At 64.0% G+C, this 20,276-nt stretch carries 19 protein-coding genes and 2 pseudogenes; 11 read left to right on the plus strand and 10 right to left on the minus strand.

Annotated elements, in window-relative coordinates; all coding sequences use genetic code 11:
* Positions 1–51 precede the first annotated feature (51 nt).
* On the plus strand, positions 52–636 hold the full coding sequence (locus ACMUJL_RS13080) for a glutathione S-transferase family protein (protein ID WP_416914309.1): 585 nt from the start codon (positions 52–54) through the stop codon (positions 634–636).
* Between the two features lie 10 nt (positions 637–646).
* Here ACMUJL_RS13080 and ACMUJL_RS13085 read toward each other — a convergent pair whose 3' ends face one another.
* Positions 647–1,834: a TIGR03862 family flavoprotein gene (locus tag ACMUJL_RS13085; RefSeq protein WP_375573580.1), complete on the minus strand. Its 1,188-nt coding sequence runs from the start codon at positions 1,832–1,834 to the stop codon at positions 647–649.
* A gap of 44 nt (positions 1,835–1,878) precedes the next feature.
* Between ACMUJL_RS13085 and ACMUJL_RS13090 the strand changes: the two genes are divergently transcribed.
* Positions 1,879–2,181, plus strand: a complete 303-nt coding sequence (locus ACMUJL_RS13090; RefSeq protein ID WP_375573582.1) for an HNH endonuclease — start codon at positions 1,879–1,881, stop codon at positions 2,179–2,181.
* A 66-nt stretch (positions 2,182–2,247) separates the two neighbouring features.
* Here the strand turns inward: ACMUJL_RS13090 and ACMUJL_RS13095 are convergent, their stop codons facing one another.
* Positions 2,248–2,856, minus strand: coding sequence for an enoyl-CoA hydratase/isomerase family protein (locus ACMUJL_RS13095; protein WP_375573584.1), 609 nt, complete (start codon positions 2,854–2,856; stop codon positions 2,248–2,250).
* Positions 2,853–3,605, minus strand: coding sequence for an SDR family oxidoreductase (locus ACMUJL_RS13100; RefSeq protein ID WP_375573586.1), 753 nt, complete (start codon positions 3,603–3,605; stop codon positions 2,853–2,855). The genes ACMUJL_RS13095 and ACMUJL_RS13100 overlap by 4 nt, the downstream gene beginning before the upstream one ends.
* A 121-nt stretch (positions 3,606–3,726) precedes the next feature.
* On the opposite strand from ACMUJL_RS13100, the gene ACMUJL_RS13105 reads away from it, so the two are divergent.
* From ACMUJL_RS13105 to ACMUJL_RS13145, 9 genes and pseudogenes are all read left to right on the plus strand, one after another.
* The gene (locus tag ACMUJL_RS13105; protein WP_375573588.1) at positions 3,727–5,247 is read left to right on the plus strand and encodes a DUF2125 domain-containing protein; all 1,521 of its coding nucleotides are present in this window, start codon (positions 3,727–3,729) and stop codon (positions 5,245–5,247) included.
* A 144-nt stretch (positions 5,248–5,391) separates the two neighbouring features.
* A complete protein-coding gene (locus tag ACMUJL_RS13110; RefSeq protein WP_375573590.1) occupies positions 5,392–6,741 on the plus strand; it encodes a TldD/PmbA family protein in 1,350 nt (449 codons plus the stop codon).
* Positions 6,728–7,516 (plus strand): 3'(2'),5'-bisphosphate nucleotidase CysQ, encoded by a 789-nt coding sequence (locus tag ACMUJL_RS13115; protein ID WP_375573592.1) that lies wholly within the window; start codon positions 6,728–6,730, stop codon positions 7,514–7,516. Before ACMUJL_RS13110 ends, ACMUJL_RS13115 begins: the two co-directional genes overlap by 14 nt.
* Before the next feature lie 93 nt (positions 7,517–7,609).
* On the plus strand, positions 7,610–7,852 hold the full coding sequence (locus tag ACMUJL_RS13120) for a DUF4170 domain-containing protein (protein WP_068291055.1): 243 nt from the start codon (positions 7,610–7,612) through the stop codon (positions 7,850–7,852).
* A 6-nt stretch (positions 7,853–7,858) separates the two neighbouring features.
* Complete coding sequence (locus ACMUJL_RS13125) at positions 7,859–9,094, plus strand: 3-deoxy-D-manno-octulosonic acid transferase (RefSeq protein WP_375573595.1); 1,236 nt, start codon at positions 7,859–7,861, stop codon at positions 9,092–9,094.
* On the plus strand, positions 9,094–10,086 hold the full coding sequence (gene lpxK / locus ACMUJL_RS13130) for a tetraacyldisaccharide 4'-kinase (protein ID WP_375573597.1): 993 nt from the start codon (positions 9,094–9,096) through the stop codon (positions 10,084–10,086). The genes ACMUJL_RS13125 and lpxK overlap by 1 nt, the downstream gene beginning before the upstream one ends.
* Positions 10,087–10,254: 168 nt before the next feature.
* Positions 10,255–11,091, plus strand: coding sequence for a tetratricopeptide repeat protein (locus ACMUJL_RS13135; RefSeq protein WP_416914310.1), 837 nt, complete (start codon positions 10,255–10,257; stop codon positions 11,089–11,091).
* Between the two features lie 4 nt (positions 11,092–11,095).
* Positions 11,096–13,381, plus strand: coding sequence for a filamentous hemagglutinin N-terminal domain-containing protein (locus ACMUJL_RS13140; RefSeq protein WP_375573601.1), 2,286 nt, complete (start codon positions 11,096–11,098; stop codon positions 13,379–13,381).
* A 189-nt stretch (positions 13,382–13,570) separates the two neighbouring features.
* A pseudogene (locus tag ACMUJL_RS13145) lies at positions 13,571–15,100 on the plus strand (ShlB/FhaC/HecB family hemolysin secretion/activation protein).
* Positions 15,101–15,217: 117 nt separating this feature from the next.
* On the opposite strand, the gene ACMUJL_RS13150 reads toward ACMUJL_RS13145, so the two are convergent.
* The 7 genes and pseudogenes from ACMUJL_RS13150 to ACMUJL_RS13180 form a co-directional block, all read right to left on the minus strand.
* Positions 15,218–15,583 (minus strand): hypothetical protein, encoded by a 366-nt coding sequence (locus ACMUJL_RS13150; RefSeq protein ID WP_375573603.1) that lies wholly within the window; start codon positions 15,581–15,583, stop codon positions 15,218–15,220.
* A gap of 179 nt (positions 15,584–15,762) precedes the next feature.
* Positions 15,763–16,422 (minus strand): hypothetical protein, encoded by a 660-nt coding sequence (locus tag ACMUJL_RS13155; RefSeq protein WP_375573605.1) that lies wholly within the window; start codon positions 16,420–16,422, stop codon positions 15,763–15,765.
* A gap of 83 nt (positions 16,423–16,505) precedes the next feature.
* A complete protein-coding gene (locus tag ACMUJL_RS13160) occupies positions 16,506–16,997 on the minus strand; it encodes a hypothetical protein (RefSeq protein WP_375573607.1) in 492 nt (163 codons plus the stop codon).
* A gap of 345 nt (positions 16,998–17,342) precedes the next feature.
* Positions 17,343–18,299, minus strand: a complete 957-nt coding sequence (locus ACMUJL_RS13165; RefSeq protein WP_375568772.1) for an IS5 family transposase — start codon at positions 18,297–18,299, stop codon at positions 17,343–17,345.
* A 63-nt stretch (positions 18,300–18,362) separates the two neighbouring features.
* Entirely contained in the window at positions 18,363–18,773 is a 411-nt protein-coding gene (locus ACMUJL_RS13170; protein ID WP_375573609.1) for a hypothetical protein, read from the minus strand.
* A 134-nt stretch (positions 18,774–18,907) separates the two neighbouring features.
* A pseudogene (locus ACMUJL_RS13175) lies at positions 18,908–19,794 on the minus strand (IS5 family transposase).
* Between the two features lie 116 nt (positions 19,795–19,910).
* On the minus strand, positions 19,911–20,276 hold the full coding sequence (locus tag ACMUJL_RS13180) for an Imm8 family immunity protein (RefSeq protein ID WP_161486884.1): 366 nt from the start codon (positions 20,274–20,276) through the stop codon (positions 19,911–19,913).

Below are 20,276 nucleotides of genomic sequence, written 5' to 3' on the forward strand. Positions count from 1 at the left end.
TCACATGTCCGCGGAAACGGCGCGCCCGCGCCCGTGAGGGAGAAGAACATCATGTACGAAGTCATCGGCGGCACCCAAAGCCGCGCATTCCGGGTCATGTGGATGCTGGAAGAGCTGGAACAGCCCTACAAGCACACCGCCGCCAAGCCCCACAGCCCCGAGGCGCTGGCCGCCAACCCCTCGGGCAAGATCCCGGCGCTGCGTGATGGCGACGCCTGCATGGTCAATTCAACCGCGATCCTGACCTATCTGGCGGACAAGCACGGCAAGCTGACCTATCCCGCCGGCACGGTCGATCGCGCCCGCCAGGACGGCATGACCCATATGGTGCTGGACGAGCTGGACGCGGTTCTGTGGACCGCCGCGCGCCACAGTTTCATCCTGCCCGAGGACAAGCGCGTGCCCGAGGTCAAGGACAGCCTCAAGTGGGAATTCACGCGCAACATCGAACGGCTGGCGGACAACATGGAAGGCCCCTTCCTGATGGGCGAGCAGATGACGATTGCCGATATCATCGCAGCGCATTGCCTGAACTGGGCCTATTCCGCCAAGTTCGAAATCGACCAGCCCAAGCTGCTGGCCTATGCCAAGGTCATGCGCAGCCGCGACGCCTTCAAACGCGCCGCCGCCAGGTAATCCCTGCGTCTCAGGGGGCTGTGGCCCCCTGATCCTGCGCCCAAAGGGCCGCGTGTTGCCCCGCCCAAAGGCCCGTCGCCAGCGCCGCCGTGATCAGGTAGCCCCCCGTCGGCGCCTCCCAGTCCAGCATCTCGCCCGCCGCGAAGACACCGGCCATGGCGCGGATCATCAACCCCGCATCCAGCGCCTCCAGCCGGATACCCCCGGCGGTCGAAATCGCCTCGTCCATGGGCAGCGGCCCGGCATGCGGCACGGGCAGCGCCTTGATCAGACCCGCCAACGCAGCGGGATCGCGCGGCACGGGCTGGCCGCATTCCATCAGCAGCGCCAGCTTGACCGGATCCATCCGCAGCGCCTTGCGCAGATGGTTGGACAGGCTCGCCTTGCCGCGCGGCCGCGCGATGCGCGCCGCCACCTCGGATAGCGACAGGTCAGGGGCAAGATCCAGCAGCAGCGGCGCGCCCTCGCGCAGCGCGCGCGACACCGCATAGATGCCGCCCCCCTCGATCCCCTTGGCCGACAGCATGATCTCCCCGCGCGACGCCGCATCGCCCGCATGCAGCGCGATTCCCTTGACCGGCTTTCCCAGGTGCCCCGCCATATGCACGGACCAGGCCACGGCAAACCCCATGTTCGCAGGCTGGAACGGCGCCAGCGCCACATCGGGCAAAAGATCGGCCCAGCGCCCGTCCGACCCCAGCCGCACCCAGCTTGCGCCACCGCAGGCTAGCACGGTCACATCCGGGCGCAGCACCTGCACGCCCTCGGGCGTGTCAAAGCGGAAACCGTCCTCAAGACCCATCCAGCGCCAGCGCGTGCGGATCTCCACCCCCAGCCCCGACAGCCGCGCCGCCCAGGCCCGCAACAGGGGCGAGGCTTTCATGACCACCGGGAACACCCGACCCGATGATCCCGTGAACACCGCCTGCCCCAGTCCGCGCGCCCAGTCCTGCGCATCCTCAGGACCAAAGACCTCCAGCGCGGGGCGCAGGAGGGGGGCGGCCTCGGCATAGGCCGCGACAAAGCTTTCAAAGGCTTCATCCTTGGTGATGTTCAGCCCCGACTTGCCCGCCATCAGGAACTTGCGACCGACCGAAGGCTTGGCTTCGGTCACCAGAACAGACAATCCTGCCTGCGCCAGTGCCTCTGCCGCCATCAATCCCGCAGGACCCGCCCCGATCACCAAAGCTTGCCTCATGCCCGCCCTTGCCTTTGCAGCCGCATGTCCCATCCTTGCGCAGCATGGATACCAATCATAGCCCGATCTGCCCGCTCTGCCTGCGCCCGATCCCGCCGGAGGCGCCGCAATCGCTGCATCACCTGATCCCCAAGCTGAAGGGCGGCAAGGGCGGTCCGACCGTTCTGATGCATCACATCTGCCACCGCGAGGTGCACGCCGCCCTGACCGAAACCGAACTGGCCCGCCATTTCAACACGCCCGAGGCCCTGCGCGGCCATCCGCGCCTTGCACGTTTCGCGCAGTGGGTCGCGAAACGCCCGCCGGAATTCATCTCGAAAATCCCCGGCCCCCGGCGCAGGCGCTAAAGTCGCAGACGACAGAACGGCGGCCTGTTTCTTCTTGCTCCAAATATCCAATCCGACAGCTGCCCCTCAGCGGCACATCGCCTTGATCGTGCTGACGAATTCCGGCTTTGCCGCCAGCGTGTCGGCCGCGATGGCGCGCGCCACGTCCAGCAGGGCCACATCCTCGACGATCCGGTCGATCAGGCCATAGGTCAGCGCCTCGTCGGCGGTGATCTTCTGCCCGCCCATCAGGATCAGCTTGGTGCGCGCAGGTCCCATCAGCGCCAGCATCCGCGCCGGATCCGACGGCTGCGGCAGAAAGCCCAGCTTCATCACCGGATAGAAGAACCGCGCTTCGGGGACAGCGATCCGCAGATCGCAGGCCAGCGCCATGCCCGTGGCACCGCCCGCCAGCGTGCCGTTCAACGCAGCAATGCTCAACCCCGGCAGCGCGGCAATGGCGCCCGACAGCCGTTCCCACAGCGGGCTGGTGGCCAGACCGGCGCGCGCGGCCTCGAGATCCGCACCGGCGCTGAACACGCGGCCCTTGCCGGTCAGGATGAAGACCTGCGCCTGCTGCGCGGCCTCGGCGATCTCGCACAGCTCTTCCAGCATCGCGGCCGTCAGGGAATTGGCCTTGTCGGGCCGGTTGATCGTCACGGTCCAGAGACCGGCGTTCTTCTCCAGCTCGATCATGTCAGACCCACCCGGCGGCGAATGCCCTCGTCGCGCAGCGACACCTCGCGGCCCAGCCAGTCATCGGCATCGGGGCTGCACATCCACATCAGCGCACGCGCCGGCCAGTCGGCGGGAATGTGATCTTCCCAGTCCAGCTGCGCGATCGGCCCCACACCGCTGGCCTTGATCACGCGCTGCATGTCCGTGGCCACCGTGCCCGGTGACAGGCCCATGATCCGCAGGCCCGCGCCCCCCGCTTCCAGATGGGCGCAGGAGGTCAGCATGGCGGCACCCGCCTTTGAGGCGCAATAGCCGCTCCAGCCTTCCAGCGGGTTGTGCGCCGCCCCCGAACTGATCGTGATGATGGTGCCGTGCCCTTGTGCCTGCATGACCGGCAGCGCCGCGCGCATGCCATGAAAGACGCCCTTCAGGTTGATGTCGATGGCGCGCGACCATGCCGCCGGATCTGCCGCATCAAGCCGGGCGATCGGCTCGATCACACCGGCATTGCCGATCAGGATATCCAGCCCGCCGAAACGGCTGCTGGTCAGATCGACCGCTGCCTGCACCTGTGCCGGGTCCGTCACGTCGCAGGCAATCCCCGCCGCGGCGTCCCCGATCTCGGTCGCGATGCGCGCCACGGCATCGCCGTCACGCGCCGCCAGCACCACCTGCGCCCCCGCGGCCGCGAACGCCCGCGCCGCCGCCTCGCCGATTCCCCGGCTTGCGCCGGTGATCAGAACCGTCTTGCCCTTGATTGCGTCCATCTTGTCCTCACCGTGTTTTGTCCGTGGTAAACCGCTCAATTGGCGGGGTCCAGCCGCAAGACACCTTGACGCCCCGCATGCATAGGTCACACTGGGCGAAAATCTCGGAAAGGTATATGACATGGGTCTCCGGTCACTCCGCATGGGCAGCAGCGCCATCGCACTCGTCTTGTCGGGCTCTGTCGCCTGCGCAGACGTTACCGCCGAACATGTCTGGACAGATTTCAAGGGATATCTCGAAGGGTTCGGCTATACGGTCAACGGCACCGAACAGACCGCGTCGGACGGGCTGACCGTCAGCGGTCTGACGATGACCATGGCCATTCCCGATGACGGCGGCACTGCCAGCCTGGCGATGGACAGCATGACCTTTACCGAGCTGGGGGACGGCCGGGTCCGTGTCACCATGCCGGACCGCGTCCCCATGGCCATCACCGCAACGCCGCCCGACGGGCAGGGCGAAGACATCACGATGACGATGGATTACGCGCAGAAAGGGTTCGACCTTGTGGTGTCGGGCGATCCCGACAACTTCGTCTATACCTATTCGGCGGCAGAGATGGCCTTTGTGCTGAACAGTCTGTCGATGGGCGATGTGCCGATGGACATTCGCGATGCCCGCATGACCGTCACCGATCTGGCCGGGAATTCCGCCTCGACCGGCACCGAGCTGCGCCAGATCGTGCAGACAATGACCGCGGGCGCACTGAGCTATGTGCTGGACATCGTCAATCCCGAGGATCCGACAGGTGTCGTCGATGTCACGGGCAGCATCGAAAACCTCAGCTTCGATGGCACTGCGTCGCTTCCGGCCGATATCGACACATCGGACATGCCTGCGGCCCTGAAGGCGGGATTTGCGGTCTCGGGGGGCTACACCTATGAAAACGGCACATCCGAATTCGCGATCACCGGCCAGGGCCAGAGTTTCGAGGGCAATACAAGCTCGGAGGCGGGCAACCTGACCATGCGTCTGGATAGTACCAGCATGCTTTATTCGGGCGAGGCCACTGGCGTGGCGATGAACTATGCCGGCACCGATATTCCCCTGCCCATCACCCTGACCATGGGGCAGGCCGGGTTCAACATGCTGATGCCCATCGGCCAGACCGAAGATCCGACGGATTTCGGCCTTGGCCTGACCCTTGGGGATGTTGCGGTCTCGGACATGATCTGGGGCATGATCGATCCCGCCGGCCAGTTGCCGCGCGATCCGGCCACGATCCAGATCGACCTTGCGGGCAAGGCGCGGCTTACGCAGGATATCATGGACGAACAGGCGATGATGGCGGCCAGTTCGCCCTTCGGCGAAATCCATGCCCTGACGGTGAACGCGCTGACACTGGCCATTGCCGGTGCGCGCCTGTCCGGCGCCGGTGATTTCACCTTCGACAACGCGGACATGACCACCTTTCCCGGCATGCCAAGGCCCCAGGGCGCGCTGGACCTGCAGCTGACCGGCGGCAACTCTTTGCTGGATACGCTGGTGGCGATGGGCCTTCTGCCCGAGGAACAGGCGATGGGCGCACGCATGATGCTGGGCCTGTTCGCGCGCCCCGGATCGGGACCGGACAGCCTGACCTCGCGGATTGAAATCACCCCGGACGGACAGCTTCTGGCCAACGGTCAGCGCCTGCGCTGATCCCGGCGACAACGACGCAACCAGGGCCGCCGGACATCACCCGCGCGGCCCTGTTTCTTGATGCGGCCCGCGGCGGCGCGCCCATGCCCTTGCGCATCTGCCCGCAGCGGCCTACCTCAGCCCCAGTGCAAGGAGAAGCTGCCCATGACCATTCCACCGCTGGACACCCTGACATCGGCCCTTCTGGACGCTGCGCGCCGCGCGGGCGCGGATGCCGCCGATGCTATGGCGGTGCAGGGCACATCCATCGCCATCGACATGCGCGGCGGCGTTCTGGAACAGGCCGAACGGTCCGAGGGGATCGACCTGGGCCTGCGCGTTATGGTGGGACAGCGGCAGGCGAATGTCTCGGCCTCCGATGTGAACCCCGCCACGCTTGCGGCAATGGCCGAACGCGCCGTCGCCATGGCGCGCGAGGCGCCGCTTGATCCGCATATCGGTCTGGCCGATCCCGCGCAGCTTGCGCGCGATTGGGACATCGCGGCGCTTGAGATGTGCGACCCCGCGCCAGAGCCCGATCCCGCCACCCTGCAGGAGGACGCGGCGCGCGCCGAAGCGGCGGCGCTGGCGGTGCAGGGCGTGACACAGGTGCAATCGGCCAGCGCGGGCTACGGGCTGCGCCATGTGCATCTGGCCGCGACCAACGGTTTTTCCGCCGGGTATTCCCGCTCCGACAGGGCCGTCAGCTGCGTTGCCATCAGCGGCAGCGGCACCGGGATGGAACGCGATTACGATGGCGACATGCGCATCTTCCAGGCCGACCTGCGCAGCCCCGAGGACATCGGTCAAAGCGCGGGCCATCGGGCCGTGGAGCGTCAGGGCGCGCGCAAGCCGAAGACCGGGACCTATCCGGTGCTTTTCGATGAACGCATATCGTCCTCGCTGATCGGGCATCTGCTGGCGGCGATCAACGGCAGCGCCATTGCGCGCGGCTCGTCCTGGTTGCTGGGGGCGCTGGGTCAGCCGGTGCTGCCCGACCACCTGTCACTGATCGAGGATCCGCTGCGCCCGCGCGCCATCGCCTCGCGCCCCTTCGACGCCGAGGGGCTGCCGACGCAGCGCCGGGCCATCGTGCAGGACGGGATCCTGACCGGCTGGACGCTGGATCTGGCCACCGCGCGCAAGCTGGGGATGCAATCCACCGCCAACGCGGCGCGCGGAACATCGGCCCCGCCGTCGCCGTCGAACTGGAACGTGGCCCTGACCCAGGGCAACGCCAGCCGCGACGACCTGATCCGCGACATGGGAACCGGCCTGCTGGTCACCTCGATGATCGGGTCCACGATCAACCCCAATACCGGGGATTATTCACGCGGCGCATCGGGCCTGTGGGTCGAGAACGGGCAGATTGCCTATCCCGTCAACGAATGCACCATCGCGGGCAACCTGCGCGACATGCTGCGCCGCATCATTCCCGCCAACGATGCCCGCCAGCACCTGAGCCGCGTGGTGCCCTCGCTTCTGGTCGAAGGGATGACCCTTGCCGGCGACTGATCTTGATCTGCTGATCGCGGCGGCGCGGGCGGCGGGCCAGGTTGCGACAGGCTTCAGCGGCCCGACGGCCAAACGCTGGGACAAGGACGCGGGCGCAGGCCCCGTGACCGAGGCGGACCTGGCCGTGGACCGGCTTCTGCGGGAAAGGCTGACAGGGGAAAGACCCGATTACGGCTGGCTGTCCGAAGAAACGCCCGACACTGCCGATCGTCTGGACCGCGCGCGGGTCTTCATCGTCGATCCGATCGACGGCACGCGCAGCTTCATCGACGGCAGCGCAACATGGGCGCATTCGCTGGCAGTGGCCGAACACGGACAGATCACCGCAGCGGTCGTTTTTCTGCCGCTCAAGGACAAGCTTTATGCAGCGGCTGCAGGACAAGGCGCCTTTCTGAACGGCAAGCCGATCAAGGCCTCCGCCCCCGGTGGGATCAGTGGGGCGACGATGCTCGCCGCGCGTCCGGTCTATGACCCGGTGCACTGGCGGGACAGGCAGGTGCCGGTGATGGAACGGCACCACCGCCCCTCGCTGGCCTATCGGCTGTCCCTTGTCGCGGAAGGGCGATTCGACGCGATGCTAACCCTGCGCCCGAGTTGGGAATGGGACATCGCCGCAGGCGCGCTGATCCTGCAGGAGGCGGGTGCGCGCACCACGGACCGCAGCGGCGCCCCTTTGCGTTTCAACAACCCCCATCCGCAGGTCAATGGCGTGCTGGCCGCACACGGCACGTTGCACAGCGCCCTGGTCGAACGCCTGGCCCCCTGGCCGGGATGATGCGGCACCGCGACAGCCTGCGAAAACTTGCGGCCAACCGCCCCAGCGCTTAGGTTGCCCCCGAACGCCTTGAAAACCCGACGGGAGAGCCTCATGACCCAGCGCCTGCACCTTGTCTTCGGCGGTGAACTGAACGCACCCGGCAGCACCGAATTCCGCGACGTGGACAATTTGCATATCGTGGGCATTTTCCCGGACTATGCCAGTGCCTATCGCGCATGGAAGGCCGAGGCGCAGCGCACCGTGGATGATGCGCATATGCGTTACTTCATCACCCATCTTCACCGCATGCTGGACGAAGGCAAGGAATCTTCCCCCACGCGGGAGATCGGCTGAGGCGTCATGGCGCGATCCGTCAGCCTTTCCGCATACCTGAGCCTGTCACGGCGGCGCAGCGGCCCGGCGCGGCCTGCTGCCAGCCTGTCCGATCCGCAGGTCGGCCGCCCCGAGGGCGAATTGATCTGGGCGCATGCCACCAGCGAGACGCGCGCCGCGTCCCTGATCCAGATCACGGCACGTCTGCGCGCGCAGCGCCCCGGCCTGCATCTTCTGTTGACGCTTGCGCCGGACCTTGCCTTGCCGCAGCAGCCAAGGGATTTCGTCATCCCCGTCAGCCCGCCAGAGGAAAACCCCGAACTGGTCGATGTCTTTCTGGACCGGTGGCGGCCTGATCTCTGCCTCTGGACAGGGGGACAATTGCGGCATGCCCTGCTTGATGCCGCGGCCGGGCGCAAAGTTCCCATGTTCCTGATCGATGCGGATGAAGGCGGCTTTGATGCGGGCCGCTGGCGCTGGCTGCCGGATCTGTCCAGGGGCAGCTTGCGCCATTTCGACAGGATCCTGGCCAGCACCGGTAATTCGGCCAACCGTTTGCTGAAAATGGGTGTGCCCGCCGGGGCGATCACCATCACCGGCCCCCTGATGGAGGGCTGCGCGGCCTTGCCTTGCAATGAAAAGGCGCGCGACCGCATGGCCCGTGTCCTGGATGGCCGCCCGGTCTGGCTGGCCGCGATGGCGCAGCCCGGCGAGGTGCAGATGATCCAGGCCGCCCATCGCGCGGCACTGCGCAGCGCGCACCGTCGCCTGTTGATCCTTGTCCCCGACGATCCCGCCAAAGGCGACGCCTTCACCCAAAGCCTGCGCAACGACGGCTGGCGCATCGCGCAATGGTCCCGCGATGAATACCCCGAAGAGACCACGCAGATCCTGGTGGCCGACACCCGTGGGGATATGGGGCTGTGGTACCGCCTCGCGCCGATCAGCTTCATGGCAAGCTCGCTGGAACCCGGACATGGCGGGCAGGACCCGTTCGAACCGGCCGGCCTTGGATCCGCGATCCTCTACGGTCCGAACGTCAGCCGCCACATGGCCGCCTATACGCGCCTGTCCAGTGCCGGGGCGGCAAGGCTGGTGCGCGATGCGGACACGCTGGCTGCGGCCATCACCTTGCTGACAGCACCCGATCAGGCGGCGGCCATGGCCCATACGGCATGGGAGGTGGCAACCGCCGGGGCCGAGGTGACGGACCGGGTGATGGAACTGATACAGGACACCCTTGACCTCAGGGCGGCGTCCTGATGCGCGCGCCCGGTTTCTGGTTCACGCCCCCAGACAGGCCCGGCATGGCCGCACGATTGCTGGCCCCCCTTGGCGCGATCTACGCGCGGGGAACCGCACGCCGCCTGGCGCAGGGAACGCCTGTCAGGCTGAACGTGCCGGTCATTTGCGTGGGCAACCTGAATGCGGGCGGTACCGGGAAAACACCCACCGTGATCGCCCTGGTGCAACTCTTGCGCGGATTGTTCCTTGAACCGCATGTCGTCTCGCGCGGATATGGCGGCAGCCTGACCGGCCCCATCGAGGTGGATCCAAGACGGCACAGCGCAGCCCAGACCGGGGACGAGCCGCTGTTGCTGGCGGCCTTCGCCCATACCTGGATCGCCCGCGACCGTGTGGCGGGGGCACGGGCAGCCATGGCGGCGGGTGCGGATGTGATCCTGCTGGATGACGGGTTCCAGGACCCCGCGCTGCACAAGGACCTGTCGATCGTCGTGGTCGATGCCGCCAAGGGTTTCGGCAATGGCCGCTGCCTGCCGGCGGGCCCGCTGCGCGAACCCGTGCAGACCGGGCTTGCGCGCGCCGATATGCTGCTGTCCATCGGCACGGCGCCCACGCAGACCGCCTTTGCCGGGCAATGGCACCATGCCATCGCGATCCCGCACCTGACCGGCAGTCTTGACCCCCTGCAGACGGGCATGACCTGGACCGACACCCCCTTTCTGGCGTTCGCAGGTATCGGTCACCCGGAAAAGTTCTTTGCCACCCTGCGCGGGCTTGGGGCGAACCTTGTCCGCGCCGAGGCGCTGGAGGATCATCAGCCCCTGACCACCGCCCTGATGACCCGGCTCGAGAACGAGGCCAAACTGCGCGGCGCGCAGCTTGTCACCACCGAGAAGGACGCCGTGCGCCTGCCTGCAGCTTTTCGCCAGAAGGTCATCACCCTGCCTGTGCGCCTGACTCTGGATCAGCCCGATCTGCTGCGCGCGCGTCTGCAAGCGATCATGCCATGATCCCCCGGCAGGCTGGCAGCGGTGCCATCCGACCTTGGCGACACTGCATCGCGGGGCATCGCCGCGTATCGCGGCCTGCAAGAATAAGGTTGTTTATTTGCGGGGCCAAGGTTAACACATCCGGGTAATTTGACTGTTGTATCAGTTGCCTATGGTTGGGGTTATTTAATGATGATCAGCTTTCGCGTCATGGCGTTGGGCGTGCTCTGCACAACGCTTGGTCTTGGTGCCGCCCGTGCGGATATTGCCGCCGGAATCGCTGCGCTCGAACAGGGCGATGCCGAAGCGGCCGCGCAACAGTTTCAGACCAGTTTCGAAAACGGCGAGGCCGACGGCGCCTTCTACCTGGGCCGCATGTTCGAACTGGGCCTTGGCACACAGCCCGACATCACCCAGGCCGCGGAGCTCTACAAGGCGGCTGCCGCGCGTGAAAGCGCCCTTGCCATGAACAGGCTTGGCCTGATGTATCTGGATGGCCAGGGTGTCATCCGTGATTTCACAGTGGGCGCGGAACTGATCTGCAAGGCCGCCGAAAAAGGCGAGGCCAATGCCCAGTTCAATTGCGGTGCCGCCCATGATGAAGGGCGCGGCGTGGCCCAGGATACCGCGCTGGCCATTTCCTATTGGGAAAAGGCGTCCGAACAAGGCCATATCGCCGCCACCAATTTCCTGGGTCTCAGCTACAAGACCGGGGACGGCGTCGCGGCAGATCCCGCCCGCGCCTATGCGCTGTTTTCGCGCACCGCGGAACAGGGCAACCCCATGGGCCTTTACGAACTGGCACTGGCCTATGACAGCGGTCAGGGACCGGCGGATGGGGTCGATCCGGTCAAGGCCTATACTTACGCGAATATCGCAGCCGCGCGGGCCCATCCCGAGGCGCCGGCGCTGCGCGACAGGATCGAGGCCGGCCTGACCACGGAACAGGTGACAGAAGGTCAGGCAGCCGCGCGCGAATGGATCGCCGCGACCGAGGCGCTCATCTCCGGCGCATCGGGCAACTGATCCCATGGGGCCGTCGCCTCGCGGTGCTGCTGCGGCTTGTGCCTTGCTGGTCGGGCTGGCCACCCCCGCCCTGGCGCAGGTCACGGCGGACGGCACGACCAGCACGCAGGTGACCATCAACGCCGATGGGTCGGTCAGCGTGGGCATCGCCCCCGTCGTGTCCGACGGCATCAGCCTGAACCGCTATGACCAGTTCAACGTCCCGAAACCGGGGGTGCAGCTGGACAATCGCAGTGCCGCGGCCCGCACCATCGTGAACGAGATCACCGGCACAGGGGGCACGCGGATCGAGGGGCCGCTTGAAGTCGTGGGCCAGCGCGCCCATGTGATCGTTGCCAATCCCAACGGGATCGTCATCGACGAAGGCCGCTTCGTGAACACCGGACGCGTGGCGCTGACCACCGGACGGATCAGCACCAGCCCCACACAGATCGCACCCGGCATTTTCCAGCAGAACGTGGTCGCGACCGTGACGGGCGGGACCATCACCGTCGAAGGCGGCGGCCTTTCCGGACAGATGGATGCCGTCGACCTGATCGCGCACCAGTTGCGGATCGACGGCCCCATCGTCAACGAAAGCCTGAACGAAGGCGCAAGCCTGCGACTGGCCGCAGGACAATCCACGACAGAATTCAGCAGCACTGTTGTGCCCGGCAACACCGGGCTGAACTGGGCCACGATCAGCGGCGCCGGTGCCGTTGCTGACGGAACGGTGCTGATCGAGATCACCCGTCAGGGCGCGCTGCGCGCGAACCGCATCGGGATCGAGGTGAACGAGCGCGGCGCGGGTGTCCGCATGGCCGGATCAGGTCATGCCGGATCGCGTGGCTTCAGCCTGCGTGCGGATGGCCAGATCGTCATGACAGGCGCGGATATCCGGACCGCGAACGGCCTTGCCCTTCAGGCGGGCGGAATCACCACAGGGTCCAGCATGATCACCGCCAGTGGCGGCGACATCGTGATCGGCTCTGCTGCGGGGTTGGACGCGACCGACACCCGCATCTCGACACCCGGCAACATGATCATCCGGGGCAGCGACAGGCTGTCTTTCGTCGATACCGGCCTGACGTCCCTGGACGCCAGCATCCAGATCGACACGACCGGCCCCCTGATCGGCCAAGGGCTTCAGGCCGAGGCTTTCAATCACATGCTGATCAGCGCCGACAACATCGACCTGTCGGGCGGCAAGGCGCGCAGCAGCCTTGCGGCGCAAGCGGGCAGCCTGATCATGACCACGCTGGGCCAGACCTCGGCCGGGGACCTGCTGCATGCGGGGGGATTGCTGCAGGGCGGCAGCGTGACGCCGGGGCTGACGGACCGCCATCAGACCGCCAGCGCCGGTGCGGTCACGCTGAACATCAAGGGCGATCTGCGCAACACAAGCACCGACGACCTTGCCGTGATCTTCGGGGCAGGTGGCGATGTCTGGGTCCGCACCATGGGTGATCTGGAAAACAATCGCGGCAGAATCCTTGCGAATGGCGATATCACCCTGACCACGGCGGGGAACCTGCGGAACATGGTCGAGGCCTCGGCGCTGGCGACTGCGCCGGACATCCGGCGCGAGACCCGCGCAGGCGAACGCCAGTGGTGGACCTTCTGGATGAAGCGCCGTACCGAAACGCTTGTCTCCTATGATTTCGGCCAGCTTTCCCACCCGGACCAACCCACAAGCCTGACCGCAAGTGGCGCGATCACGATCCGCGCAGACGGCGGCCTGCTGAACAGCGGCGGCGAGATCAACGCAAACGGCGGCGATCTGAACATCACCGCCCTGCATGTCGAAACGATCGGACTGGGTGATGGCAAGGTGCAGCTGCGCCGGGTCTGTGTGCTGGTCTGTTCCTTTGATGCCGCCGGGACGGTGCGATACCTTGGCGGGCAGCTCAACGCGGCGGGCGACATCCGAATCGACGCGCAGGATCATGTGATCAACAGGGCTGGAACAGTCCGCGCGATCGGTCATCTGGGGATCAGCGCGGCACAGGTCGATCTTCACGCGGCGCGGGTTCCCCTGCTGGTGATGCGGCCATCCGGTTTCTACAATTTCTGGTCCTCCAAGGGTGCGCTGCTGTTCCTGCGCGACCAGTTCGGCGGCCTTGTCGCCGAAACCGGAGGGATCGATATCCGTTCACCACGCCCCCTGCGGAACTGGGGCGGGTCACTGACGGCGGGTCAGGAGATCGCCCTTGAAAGCGGCCAGGAGATCGTGCGCGCACCCGATTTCCGGGCGGCCGGCAGCGACCAGACAATCGGGCTGCTGGCGAACCTGCCCCTGCTCGGGCGCTGAACCATGCGGGGCATTATCCGGCAGGATCGACACCGGCGGCACACAGGCTTTGGATCCGTCGCAGCATTCGTGCTGCTGTGCATCGGTCTTGGCCTTGCCGCACCGGTGCAGGCACAGGATGCCATCGACCCGATCCTCGAAGAGGAACGCCGCCGCCAGCTTGAGGCGCGCACCAACGAACTGGGCACCATGCAGCCACGCGGCAGCGCCCCCGCGCCCGGTCCGGCGCAGGCCGCAGGCGGGCCTTGTTTTCAGGTCGATGACCTCAGCATCGAAGGCGTGACGCTGCTGACCCCGCCAGAGGTGGAGAGGATCATCGGGCCTTACGTCGGGCGCTGCCTGCAAGGCGCGGACATCCAGGCCGTGATGCGCAGCCTTGATGCGGTTTATGCGGAACGCGGTCACATCACGACGAAAACCTACATCCCGCCGCAGAACCTGACATCGGGCAGGCTGGTGCTGACGGTCCTTGAAGGCCGGGTCGAGGATATCCTGCTGATCGACGCCGAACGGCAGATCGAAAGCCGCCGGGGCGCGCGCCAATTGGCGACCGCCTTTCCAGGCAGAAAGGGTGACCTCTTCGACCTGCGCGATTTCGAACAGGGGCTGGACCAGATGAACCGCCTCGACTCGGTCGATGCGATCCTCAAGCTGCAGCCAGGCGAAACGCCGGGCGGCTCCTATGTCATCGTCCAGCGCTTGCAGGAAGACCGCAACCGCGCCCATATCAGGCTGGACAACCAGGGCTCAGGTTCGACAGGGCGCAACAGGCTGTCACTGGACCTTGAATTCGATGACCTGCTGGGCGCCAATGACGCATGGTCGCTTGGCTATGCCGGGTCCAAGAATACCAACGCCTTCAGCCTCTTCGGTTCGGTTCCCTATGGCTAATGGACCTTCGAGACCGACCTTGGCTATTCCGAATACCTGACCCCCCTGACATCCGTTGCGGAACTCTTCGGCAGGACAAATACCGCCGGGTTGCGGGCGCGCTACATGCTGCACCGCGATCAGGACAGCAATACCGAAGTGATCGGCGGCCTGCGCCTGCGCGATGCCGACCGGTTCATCAACGATCTGCGCCTCACGCCGCAGCGTCTGGTCACGCTTGATCTGGGGATCAAGCACCTGCATCTCGGAGCACAGGCCCGCAACGCTTATGACGCCACGATCCGGGCCGGCCTTGACGCTTTCGGCGCCGACCGGGACCCGCCCGATCCCGGCCGTGACATTCCCCGCGCCCAGTTCATAAAAGTCGAGGCCGGCTGGCAACGTCAGGGTGCGCTTGGCGGGGCGGGTACGATGGTCAACGATCTTCGCCTGCAATGGAGCCCGCACACCCTCTACGGGGCCGAACAGATGAGCCTTGGCTCCTTTTCAACGGTGCGCGGCTATGAAAACCCCGTCGCGACCGGCGACATGGGTTTCTACATCCGCAATGATCTTTACCTGTCTCAGGATATCTGGAACGCCCTGCCCGAGGGGCATGCCGCTGAAATCGCCGCCCGGACCCAAACCCATGTCTTCCTCGATCTTGGCATGACCCATGATCATGCGCGCGACGTGACCGAAAAGGCCGCAGGCCTGGGCATCGGCCTGTCCTATTATCACCAGCGTTTCACCCTGTCGGGGACCATCGGCGTGTCGCTGATCCAGAACGACAGGCTGCGCATCGGCGATCCTGTCGCCCAGTTGCGCATCGATCTGAAAACCTGGTGACAGGTGCCGCATATGCATGCCCGGTGTCATCACGCTTGAACAGACCGCTGCCGTTGAACTGCCTGATACCTGTCCGACACTTCCGCGCGCCACCTCAGGCGGCGTTCACGGAAAACCTCAGACATCATGGGTCTGCGGGCGATAGTTGTTTTCAATCCGTTCGACCAGAAGCGGGGCAGATATTATCCCGCGCAAGGAAAATCTCTTCTCCTCATCCGTCAGCGCGCGCGTCAGCATCGTTTCCGTCTGACCATCCCATATCCACCAGGGGCCGCGCTTTCCCTCCCGGTCGTAGACACATGACCTGAACAGTGGAAATACGCTGTTGCTTGCGGCGACGGGCACATTGGCAACGATCGACAGCAAACCCTGATTGACAGCAGGTTGTAGCGGGAAGAACGCCCGGAATTGCGGATCGGCCGCCACCAGGTCCGCAAAATCCGCGGGCGGCTGGTCATGTATCCCCTCGAACACCGCAAGCAACGGGCCATAGCCCTGATGTGTGTGGGTCATCTGGGCATAGGCGATGCCCCTCGATGTCAGGATCTGGACGACATCGCCTATCTTTACCCGTTTCGCCATATCAGAACCCCGGATAATTGGCGTTTCTCAGCAATTCGCGGTCGCATCAGCGATCATGTCAGACCACCGCGCTTCCACCCTCAGGTCAGCCTGAGGCTTTCGACATGTTCCCTGAAGCGGGCGATATCACCGGCAATGCGGTCCCGCATCCCCTGCGGCACCGCTGTGTCCGCCACGAACCGGTCGATGGCACCCGGATCGCCCAGCATGCAGCGCACGACAAGATAGCACAGGTCATCCTGTACGAGGTCGCCATGATAGGTATAGGTCTCGGGCAGTGACCGCAGAAAGGCCCGCTCATCGGTGAAATCGAAATGTGGCGCCATGTGACGGGTGTAATCCTCGACCAGTTCCGCGATATAGGCGGGAACATCGTCCACAAGCCGTTCATCGGGGTTGCGCCTTTCGGGCAGGTCCTCCCAGAAGGTTGGTCGATAGGTCACACGCCCCGTATTGCGGTAAACAACCTGATACCGGAACCGGATCAAGGGATTGTCAGGACGCCGCCCCAAGGCCGAAGCGAAAGCCTTGGTCACGGCCGCGCTTTCAAACGCGACGCTGGGTTGCGTGATCGCGTACCAGCCCTTGAAGGTCCAAAGGGGCCGCAAGGTCACCGTCACCCCGGGGCAGGGCGTCGCCACGAAGCGCACCCCGGTCGGCATATAGCGCCACCCCGGCAAGGCCCCCGCCGCCTCAGCCGTCAGGGCAAGAACGGATATCTTCACGGGCGAGGCGCTCATCGGTCAATTCCTTCGGACAACGTAGACTGCTGTGGGTCCAATCCCGTTTGGCAATATCTCGGATGCATTGTCGCCGGCAGAGATCAGAAAGAGAAGGAAGATGAGAGTGGATCGGCGGAATGGAATCCCACGACAGGGCCATAATCCTGATCCGTGTTCGATGTGTAGACATTGAACCGCCGCTCGGGAAAGCTGCTGTTCAAAGCCATGCGCAGGGTCTGTGCCATCACGTTTGCCACGCCCTCGAACGCGGCTTCCGCGATGTCTTCATTCGATGCAAACAAGTCATACACGTGCTGATGATTGATCATCTTTTCGACGGCCACGAGTTCGCCAAGTTCTGCCTGCCAGCGTGAATACCCGGCCAGCGAGAACCGATCCCGAAGGAAAACACCCCCCTCATGTTCCACGAAAGCAGGCACCAATAAACGCCCGACTGCGGTAACCACATCGGGGTGTACGTAGTAATTTATATAGCCCAGCCAGGGCAGTGCCGGTTGTGGGGAGACCTTCTCGCCCCATGATCTGATCGATTCAGGCTCTGTCCAATCGGGCAGTGGGTCGCGGAACTTCATGGGATTTCATCCGGCGTAGCTGGTCTGGGATCGTTCCTTGGAGTTTGAACTCGGACAGTTCCATCTGGAAGTGTATTTCGTATGACCTGCCACTGAACTTTCATTCAGCCGCGACTGGAGCCGGCAATCGATTTACGCCCTTTGGCGTGCATGGGAAAAAATCAGGTTGTGTCGGGTCACGCCATCCGCCTTCCTTAATCTGAGGAAAGTCTGATCAACGGCCTCGGCTGCGCCGATATTGCCGCTTGAGGGCACTATGGGGCCAGACAAGCACCGTTTCCAGTGATTTTGGCGCTGTTTGAGCCGCCTGAGCGGCGTTGATGCCGATTTCCGACAGACTCGTCCTCATGCCAGTAGCCGTCGTCGGACGAGGAACAGGTTGCCGAGCGCGAACAGTGTGAACAGATGGGCCCGGTTCTTTGCCAAACCGCGATACCGCGTTTTCATGTGACCGAACTGCCGCTTGATGACCCGGAAGGGATGTTCGACCTTGGCGCGCACCATGGCGATGATCCGGTTGATCTCCTCGTCGATGGGGTCGAGCTTGCCGCCCTTGGGCGCCTTGCGCATCACACCCCAGACCTTGCCATCCTTGCTGAACGCAGCCTCGCGCTCGGCGCTGACATAGCCCTTGTCGGCCCAGACCGACTTCTCTTCGCCATGGAGCAGTTCATCCCAGACCCGGCTGTCATGCACCTTTGCGGTCGTGGCCTCTAGGCTGTGGACAGTGCCGCTGTCCACGTCGACACCGACATGGGCCTTCATGCCAAAATACCAGTCATTGCCCTTCTTTGTCGAAGACATCTCGGGGTCCCGCGCCCTGGCCTGGTTCTTGGTCGAAGACGGCGCATCGATAATCGTGGCATCCACCAGCGTGCCAGAGCGCAGCGTGATCCCCTTGTCTGCCAGATGCGCGTTCACTTCGGCGAAGATCACCTCGGTCAGCCCGTGACGCTCAAGAAGATGCCGGCAGTTGAGGATGGTGGTCTCGTCGGGGATGCGGTCATAGCCCAGTTCGATCCCAGCGAAGCGGCGCATCGCTTCACTGTCATACAGCGTCTCTTCGGCCATCGGGTCGCTCAGGGCGTACCAATTCTGTAGGAAGTAAATGCGCAGCATCGTCTCCAGCGGCATCGGAGGCCGCCCGCCCTTCGGCCCAACCTTCGGGTAATGTGGCGCGATCAGCGCAAGCAGCCGCCCCCACGGAACCACCGCATCCATCTCTGCCAGAAACTGCTCGCGCCGTGTGATCTTCTTCTTCATCGCGTCGCAAAGGCCGGGAATGGCGGGCTGTTTGGGCATGAACACGGTCTCCTTCGATCGATGCCCGCAGCCTACCACATCACACTGAAACCGGCAGGTTTTTCAGACTTTCCCTGACTGCAATTGAAAAAACATTTCATCATCCTCGAATGAAACAGTCAGATGCCTGGCATCGTCCAGCGCCAGAACAAGGTTTTCAGAATGTTCTAACCGTTGAATGTACGCAGCCAGAACAATCTCTTTACCAGTCAAGTCCAAATCCTGCTTCAACGAAATTGGTGCAATGAAGGAATAGCCCAAACTCTTGTCGTGATAGACTGCGGCCAAGAAATCATGGTCTAACCTTATCCTGCCGCAACCGTCGGCTGACATGGCCACGTGCCTGCTGTCCGATGAAGGCACGATGATTGAAAGCGGCGCGTGAATGGTGCCGTTGCTATCAGCAAAGAATAGACAGAAGACAGGGGACAAATGCACGCCAATCAACGGCACCGTAATATATTCATCCACCATTCAAGGCCCTGACAACATTTCCGTTGGTGATCCCATTCTGAAGGATTGTCACAAACTCGCCAACCGGGGATGTTACGACAGGCTCTGCTGCACAAATCGGCTGATGGTCGGTGTTCCCCTTTCCCCGGACGGACCTATTCCACGGCCTCTGTGACAGGGATGCGGAGCGCGGTGTAGCCGTTCAGCACAGCAATACGGACCTGGAGTTCGGCAACTTGACGGTCGAAGTCCCGCGCCATGAGCCGCTGGCCCAGCAGTTTGACACAATGCATCTTCGTTTCGACGCGGCTCCGGCGGTGGTATCCGCTCCATCGTCGCCAAAGGGCCCGGCCGAGGTATTTGGAGGCCCGCAGGGCCTCGTTTCGCGCGGCGGCACCTGCGGTGACGGTCTTCCATGGCTTCTCATTTTTGCGGGGTGGGATGACGGCATAGGCGCCGCGATCCGCGATTGCATCATGGCACTTGCGCGTGTCGTAGGCGCCGTCTGCCGTGACGCTGCCAATCTCCTGGTTCTCCGGGATCTGGCTGAGCAGATCGGGTAGCACCGGCGCATCGCCGATGTGGCTCCCCGTGATCTCAACGGCACGTATCTCCAAGGTTTCCTCGTCAATGCCGAGGTGGATTTTTCGCTAGACCCGCCGTTTGGGGCCACCATGCTTGCGGGCGTGCCACGCGCCTTCGCCCTCGACCTTGATGCCCGTGCTGTCCGCTGCCCGTCAGGGTATTGCGCAGCAATGCCCGAGAGGGGATCAGCAAGTGCAGCGGGCCTTTCGACCCCCGGTAGGGGATGTTGACAGCCAGCGTCTTCTGACGGCGAGACAGGGTGCTAAAATCTGGCACCGTCCAGTCGAGGCCGACTAGCTGCAACAGGCTTTCGACGAACCCGGTCGTCTGCCGCAGCGGCATGCCGAACAGAACCTTCATCGTCAGACACGTCTGGATGGCAGTATCACTGTAGGTCTGCTGACGGCCACGCTGGCCAGTTCCTGGTCTTGTAGGTCGCTGGTGTCGGTCTGCTCATGCAACCCAGCTATCATGCTGGATCCACGAGATGAATCCCCAACGGGATTTATGCAACAGAGCCAACGGACACCACCAACGAAATAGTCGTAACCCGGCAAGGCGGATGTCGACAGGTCAACCCTGGTGATCCTCGAATTCCCAACGACCAAATCTTGAAAGCTTAGACGCGACCTCTTGCCAGTCTTTACCCGTCGTATTGGCACAGAGAGTCGCGACCATCTTTCTTATCGCATCCCAATCATATTCTTTCACGATGATCAGGTTTTTTCCGAAAACTCCGAAATCGCCAAAATCACGGTTGATCATACGCGTCGCAATCCATTTTGGCGTACAGACCCGAAAACCAAATGCTTCCTCCCCTGGTTCACCATCGGGTCCCACCAATGCGTCAACGGCAAAACAGAAACAATCCTCCTCATCAGGCCAGAAAACCCGCTCGTCTATGTCAGGTGAAATGAGATGACGGAGATTTGCCTTCAT

This window comes from Seohaeicola sp. (assembly GCF_048006315.1).
Classification (GTDB): domain Bacteria; phylum Pseudomonadota; class Alphaproteobacteria; order Rhodobacterales; family Rhodobacteraceae; genus Seohaeicola.

Bases quoted from the DNA above. Each gene is read 5' to 3' on its own strand.
- ACMUJL_RS13110 (WP_375573590.1), top strand. From the start codon at position 5,392: ATGACCATTCCACCGCTGGACACCCTGACATCGGCCCTTCTGGACGCT.
- ACMUJL_RS13135 (WP_416914310.1), top strand. From the start codon at position 10,255: ATGATGATCAGCTTTCGCGTCATGGCGTTGGGCGTGCTCTGCACAACG.
- ACMUJL_RS13120 (WP_068291055.1), top strand. From the start codon at position 7,610: ATGACCCAGCGCCTGCACCTTGTCTTCGGCGGTGAACTGAACGCACCC.
- ACMUJL_RS13125 (WP_375573595.1), top strand. From the start codon at position 7,859: ATGGCGCGATCCGTCAGCCTTTCCGCATACCTGAGCCTGTCACGGCGG.
- ACMUJL_RS13105 (WP_375573588.1), top strand. From the start codon at position 3,727: ATGGGTCTCCGGTCACTCCGCATGGGCAGCAGCGCCATCGCACTCGTC.
- ACMUJL_RS13170 (WP_375573609.1), bottom strand. From the start codon at position 18,773: ATGGTGGATGAATATATTACGGTGCCGTTGATTGGCGTGCATTTGTCC.
- lpxK (WP_375573597.1), top strand. From the start codon at position 9,094: ATGCGCGCGCCCGGTTTCTGGTTCACGCCCCCAGACAGGCCCGGCATG.
- ACMUJL_RS13140 (WP_375573601.1), top strand. From the start codon at position 11,096: ATGGGGCCGTCGCCTCGCGGTGCTGCTGCGGCTTGTGCCTTGCTGGTC.
- ACMUJL_RS13160 (WP_375573607.1), bottom strand. From the start codon at position 16,997: ATGAAGTTCCGCGACCCACTGCCCGATTGGACAGAGCCTGAATCGATC.
- ACMUJL_RS13095 (WP_375573584.1), bottom strand. From the start codon at position 2,856: ATGATCGAGCTGGAGAAGAACGCCGGTCTCTGGACCGTGACGATCAAC.
- ACMUJL_RS13180 (WP_161486884.1), bottom strand. From the start codon at position 20,276: ATGAAGGCAAATCTCCGTCATCTCATTTCACCTGACATAGACGAGCGG.
- ACMUJL_RS13090 (WP_375573582.1), top strand. From the start codon at position 1,879: ATGGATACCAATCATAGCCCGATCTGCCCGCTCTGCCTGCGCCCGATC.
- ACMUJL_RS13165 (WP_375568772.1), bottom strand. From the start codon at position 18,299: ATGCCCAAACAGCCCGCCATTCCCGGCCTTTGCGACGCGATGAAGAAG.
- ACMUJL_RS13085 (WP_375573580.1), bottom strand. From the start codon at position 1,834: ATGAGGCAAGCTTTGGTGATCGGGGCGGGTCCTGCGGGATTGATGGCG.
- ACMUJL_RS13155 (WP_375573605.1), bottom strand. From the start codon at position 16,422: ATGAGCGCCTCGCCCGTGAAGATATCCGTTCTTGCCCTGACGGCTGAG.
- ACMUJL_RS13100 (WP_375573586.1), bottom strand. From the start codon at position 3,605: ATGGACGCAATCAAGGGCAAGACGGTTCTGATCACCGGCGCAAGCCGG.
- ACMUJL_RS13080 (WP_416914309.1), top strand. From the start codon at position 52: ATGTACGAAGTCATCGGCGGCACCCAAAGCCGCGCATTCCGGGTCATG.